Origin of the sequence: Gluconacetobacter tumulicola (genome assembly GCF_014174215.1) — a bacterium.
Taxonomy (GTDB): domain Bacteria; phylum Pseudomonadota; class Alphaproteobacteria; order Acetobacterales; family Acetobacteraceae; genus Gluconacetobacter; species Gluconacetobacter tumulicola.
The window spans coordinates 1-5,098 of sequence record NZ_JABEQL010000053.1 but is presented as its reverse complement, the minus strand read 5'-3'; the positions used below and the strand labels follow the sequence as shown (position 1 = coordinate 5,098).

The following is a 5,098-nucleotide window of genomic DNA, read 5'->3' as shown; positions in this document are numbered from 1 at the left end:
GATGGCAATGCGTTTAAACTCGCTCATGGGCGGCTCCTGGGTTCAGTGTGATGACCCCCTGAACCTTGGCACATGATGCCGTGGGGGCCGTCCACCCCAACACGGCCATCAGGGCCGCTCTCGCTCACCAGCCCACAGGTCCGATCAGATTCTGACGGGCTCGTTGCCGGCAACCCGACTTTTCAAACCGTCTCCGTGCGGTCCGCCCGAACGCGGCGCCCCATCACCCATGCCGCCGCCGCCAGCAGCAAAAGCGATATCCCCAGTTCCGGCAGCAACACGCCCAGCAGAACCATCACCAGAACGGCACCGACGCCCACACGCCGTCCCGGCAGGGCGGCCGGCACGCCCCAGCCGCCCGGCGGGCGCCGCCGCAGCCACAGAATGGTCGCGGCAATGCTCATGGTCGCCAGCCCGCTGGCCACCAGCAGGTTGAGCAACTGGTTGGGCCAGCCGAACAACTGCCCCTCATGCGCCGCCACACCATAGCCGACGGCGCGATCGACCAACCCCTTGCCCGCAAAATCCTGCCGCGACATCACCGCTCCATCCGGGGCGACCTGCACGCTGGCCCGAAGCGGCCGATCCTGCGTATCCGACCGCACCTGCCACGCCGCCCCGGCCGCCGCCGGCGGGGTCACAAGCACCGGCGCCGGCAGCCCCAGCCGCACACCCGTCGCCACCACATCGTCGAGCCCTACAAGACCATCCGGCGCGACCGCCTGCCCGCCGCCCATCTCCATGCCCGGCATGCCGGCCATGCCATCCATGTCGGCATGGGCCACAACCCGATGCCCGGCAATGGTGTCCCGCACCGGAACGGCGCCGATCTCCCAATCCTGCACCGCCATCAGCCGCCCCACCCGCTGCTCGACCGATTGCAGCGCATGCCCCCACACAAACGACCATGGCAGGCCGGACACAAGAAACAGCGCCAGGACCAGCGACAGCCAGACTCCGCTCACGGCATGCAGGTCGCGCCACCGCGCCCGCCCGGCCAGGCCGAGGCGCGGATAGAGAATACCCGCCAACCCGCTGCGCCCTCGCGGCCACCACAGATACAGGCCGGTGAGGATCAGCACGATGGTCCAGGACGCGACCATCTCCATGATGACCGACCCCACATTGCCCAGCAGCAATTGCCCATGCAGCTTGAACACCAGCCGCTCGAACCGCGCCTCCTCCGGCACCTGCTTCAGGATGGCCAGCGACGACGGATCGACATAGACCCGGATCGCCTCACCACCCCGCAGGACAATGATTCTGGCCGCGCCATGCCCTGGGCGCGGCAGTTCATAGGCCATGAACCGGCTGCCCGGCACCGCCTCCAGCGCCGCCCGCACCTCCGCCGACGGCGCGGCCGGCGCACCCGCCACCGCCAGATGGTCGTAACGCCAGTCGATCAGATCATCGACCTGCGGCTTGAACAGATAGATCGCCCCCGTCAGCGCCAGAAAGGCGACGAAAGGCAGGCAGAACAATCCCGCCAGCATATGCCAGCGCCAGATCGTCCGATAGTCGGGCCAGAAGGCGGATCGCCCCTCACGCATGCTCCGCTCCCCCTTCAAAAATGCACACGCACGCCGCCGAAGACGGCACGCGGCGACCCGGCATAGATCGACCCGGTCCGGGTCGCGAGAACCGCCGCCCCGGCCTGCGTGCCATCGGCCTGCAGTACGTCGGCAATGTTCGTCGCCCCGGCAACGTAAGTCTGGTTGGCAAGATTCTGCACCTCGATATAGGTATGCAGCCGGTGCACCCAGCCGAGACGTTTCGGCGGATCGTAATGCAGCTCCAGGTTCACCAGCTGATAGGCCGGCGCGCGCAGGCGATTGGCATTGTCCAGCCAGTAATCGCTCCGCCAGGTCACCTCGACATAGCCGCCCAGCCCTTCCAGCGGCCCATCCGGCTGGTCGTAGAGAAAACGCGCATTCAGAAAATTCGGGACTACACCGGGAATGCTCTTGCCACTGCGATCGAACGTGCGCGACAACCCGCTGCCGGACAGCCTCTCGGTATAATCGGTGTAGATCTGGTTGTCGTATGTGTAGCTCAGCCTGACTCGCCCACCCGGCAGGGCATGCGACAGCGGCGTCCATTCCGCCCCCAGCTCGACACCCCGATGCTGCGATGCCGGAGCGTTGAAGGTGAAGGCGCTGATCGTGTTGACCCCGGCCGACTGGCTGACCAGCTCGTTATTGTAGAATTCGTAGAACCCGGTGGCCTGAAGATCGAGCGTGGGCAACGGATGCCAGTCCGCACCCAGATCGACACCCACGCTGGTCTCGCTCTTCAGATTCGTGTTGTTGCCGTAATTTCCCTGCGGGGTCACGAACAGGTTCGACGTCGTCGGCGTGGCATAGGCGGTGCCGACGCGCGCATGCAGCGTCCAGTCCCGATCCGGCGCATAGATCAGCGCCGCCTCCGGCGCCAGATTGAAGAAAAAGCGATTGGCCGTGATCGCGCTGACGCTCTGCCCGGCATCACTATATTTATACAGGTTCTGGATCGCCCCAAGATCGGAATAGGTGCCCCCCAGCCCGATCACCGCATGCCATTGCGGCGCAAACTGCCAATCCTCCTGGAAACGGGCACCGAGATTCCATTGATGCCCGTACGAGGTCCCGTTCAGCCCGCCACGCGTCGCCCCGCCTGCCGGCGTGACGTTATAGACCTGCGATCCGAAATCCAGATAATCGAAGCTGACGCCGCCGAACGTCGTCAAGTTCGTGGTCCCCAGACGCGCGCGGTTCGTCACATCGCTGCTGGCATTGTAGGAATCATACGGCCCCACATAACTGGCAACCGAGGTCGGCTGGTCGATATGCCGCTGGTCGTAGGTAAACTGGTTGCGCCAGGTGGTCCGGCTGTCGAAATCATGCTCCCAGCGCAGCCCGACGATGGTCCGCCGGTCGAACCGGCCCAATCCCGCCTGCTGTGGCGTGCGGGCCGCCGTCGCGCCATACCGGCCATTGACCAGCAAATTCACCGTGGCGCACCCCGCCGCCGCATTCGCGGCAACGGCACAGCCCTGCTGGTACGGATTGAGGCGATACTGCCCCAGCGACAGCCGCAACGGCAGGAAGGCGTCGGTGACGTTGTTGACGAATTTCAGGATCAGCCGGTCTCGGTCCGTCAGGTTGACACGCAGCCGCGCATTCTCGGTCGAGGTCGCATAGCTGCTGTTGGCGATAAAGCCATTGCCCCGCACATCGCTGCCAAAGACCGTCAGATCATACGACCGTCCGCCAACGCCCAACGTGACGTAATTGTTGAACATGCCGAAACTGCCGAAATCCGATCCCAGTTCCAGCCCATGGATATCCGCGCCATTCCGGGTGCGGAAATTGATCGCGCCATTGATCGCGTAATTGCCGTACACGGTAGAGGCCGGCCCCTGGAAGACATCGACACCGTCATAGGCATGCGGGTCGATCAGGTCCGACCGCGCCGTGCCGTCCGGCTGCGTGACCGGAAACCCATCCTCCAGCACCTGGATATTCTTCATCCCGTAAGATTGCCGGTCCCCCGACCCGCGCACCGAAACGACGACATCGCGCGGCCCGTTCCCCGCGACGAAGCTGACACCGGGAACGGTCACGACCATATCGGCCACACTCTGCCCGACCTGGTTGGCGAAGCTGCTCCGTGCGGCGCTGTAGGTCGTCTGCCCGGCCGGCCGGATCGTCGCCGGCCCACGGGCCGAGCCCGTCACGGTAATCCGCTCGGCCGGTGGCGCCAGGGGCACGACAGGGGCCGAACGCTTGACGGGCCACCGCGCGGGCGGGATGGCGGCGTGATGGTCCATTTCGGCCGACTGGGCAAACGCGGCATGGCCGCACGCCAGCGCCAGCACGCCGGCGATCGCCCGCGGCAAGCGGGTATGGATGATTCTGATAGGCATCGACTCAGACCTGAAAGAACGACACGAAAACCCACCGCGCCAGGGCACAGGGGTCGCGGGAACGTATGTCGAGCCTGATTGAAGATGCGCGATGGCAAGCGAAAGCGGCCTCGATGGCCGATCGCCGCGGAACACGGAAAACGCACGCAGGACGCGCCGCCAGCCCGCATTTCCAATCAGGCCCTCAGGCCTGGGCGGGCGGCCCCTGCGGATAAAGGCTGAAACGGTGTCGGAAGGGCGGCCCGCGCACGGGCGGAAACACCCAGCCCATCCCGGTTGCGACGGCACACCGGACCACGAAAGCCGTACTGCCCACCGCCAGGGCCGGCGTATCGAGCGCCTCAGCAAACAGGATGAACCCGTCCGCATGCCCCTCACCATGATGCGACCCCTCGGGGCCCGGCATCACAGGATGATCGCTGTCGCAGAACACCGACAGGCTGGCCAGTTGCGCCAGCGGATCGTCGAACACCGCCTGCGGGCTCGCCAGCCCACCGAGCGCCAGCCGCGCAACCAGTGCAAGCAGAACCAGCGGCCATGCGGCCCGCCACCTCGCTCCCCTGTCACGCATCGCAACCATCATCCGCTCTTAGGACCTTTCTCCCGGCCTGCCTAGCGTATCCATACTGTCATAAACCGGGGAACCCGCGCCCACATCACCGTCGCGGCATTTTTTCCCTTCCTTTTTTGGCAGCATCGTCCATACGTCGGCCGTCCAGCAGGAAGAAGGGGGACATCATGGAAGACGAAAACGACGTGATCGTCGGCTATCTCGTGATCCGGGAAATCGGCGACGACGAGGTCCAGTTCTGGGACCCTGAAGCGGGCTGGAACGACGACCCGGACGACGGCAAGCTCTACGAGACCGAAGAAGACGCCGAGCGTGACGCCGAATCCCTCCGCACCGGCAACAACGACACCATCACCGTCGAACCGGTCTACGGCGACGACGGCGATGAAGATGAAGAGGACCAGGACATCTGATTCCGGTGATTCCGGCCCGACCACGCCTGAAAATCTGACCGGCAATGTGACCTGGTAGCGATCCACGCGCGTCTTCTGCGCTTCGCGGCGGGCGGTCCCATAGGGACTGTCAGGAATTTCGTGTGCGAGGCGTTGTTCACGTTGTTGATCAGACGGTGGCGCGTGCGAAGCGTTCACCGAAGAGAATGGCGAACTGGGCCTTTGCCATGG

Annotated in this window: 4 protein-coding genes; 1 reads left to right on the top strand and 3 read right to left on the bottom strand. The window is 65.0% G+C overall.

Annotated elements, in window-relative coordinates; translation table 11 throughout:
* Positions 1–182 precede the first annotated feature (182 nt).
* The 3 genes from HLH29_RS19065 to HLH29_RS19055 all read right to left on the bottom strand — a co-directional run bounded on the left by HLH29_RS19065 (position 183) and on the right by HLH29_RS19055 (position 4,475).
* Positions 183–1,550, bottom strand: coding sequence for a PepSY-associated TM helix domain-containing protein (locus tag HLH29_RS19065; RefSeq protein WP_182968945.1), 1,368 nt, complete (start codon positions 1,548–1,550; stop codon positions 183–185).
* Positions 1,551–1,564: 14 nt separating this feature from the next.
* Entirely contained in the window at positions 1,565–3,904 is a 2,340-nt protein-coding gene (locus HLH29_RS19060; protein ID WP_182968944.1) for a TonB-dependent receptor family protein, read from the bottom strand.
* A 184-nt stretch (positions 3,905–4,088) separates the two neighbouring features.
* On the bottom strand, positions 4,089–4,475 hold the full coding sequence (locus HLH29_RS19055; protein ID WP_246374487.1) for a hypothetical protein: 387 nt from the start codon (positions 4,473–4,475) through the stop codon (positions 4,089–4,091).
* Between the two features lie 167 nt (positions 4,476–4,642).
* On the opposite strand from HLH29_RS19055, the gene HLH29_RS19050 reads away from it, so the two are divergent.
* Entirely contained in the window at positions 4,643–4,888 is a 246-nt protein-coding gene (locus HLH29_RS19050) for a hypothetical protein (RefSeq protein ID WP_182968943.1), read from the top strand.
* The last annotated feature ends 210 nt before the right edge of the window (positions 4,889–5,098 follow it).

Excerpts from the sequence above, each read along its gene's own strand:
- HLH29_RS19055 (WP_246374487.1), bottom strand. The coding sequence starts at position 4,475 with ATGCGTGACAGGGGAGCGAGGTGGCGGGCCGCATGGCCGCTGGTTCTG.
- HLH29_RS19050 (WP_182968943.1), top strand. The coding sequence starts at position 4,643 with ATGGAAGACGAAAACGACGTGATCGTCGGCTATCTCGTGATCCGGGAA.
- HLH29_RS19065 (WP_182968945.1), bottom strand. The coding sequence starts at position 1,550 with ATGCGTGAGGGGCGATCCGCCTTCTGGCCCGACTATCGGACGATCTGG.
- HLH29_RS19060 (WP_182968944.1), bottom strand. The coding sequence starts at position 3,904 with ATGCCTATCAGAATCATCCATACCCGCTTGCCGCGGGCGATCGCCGGC.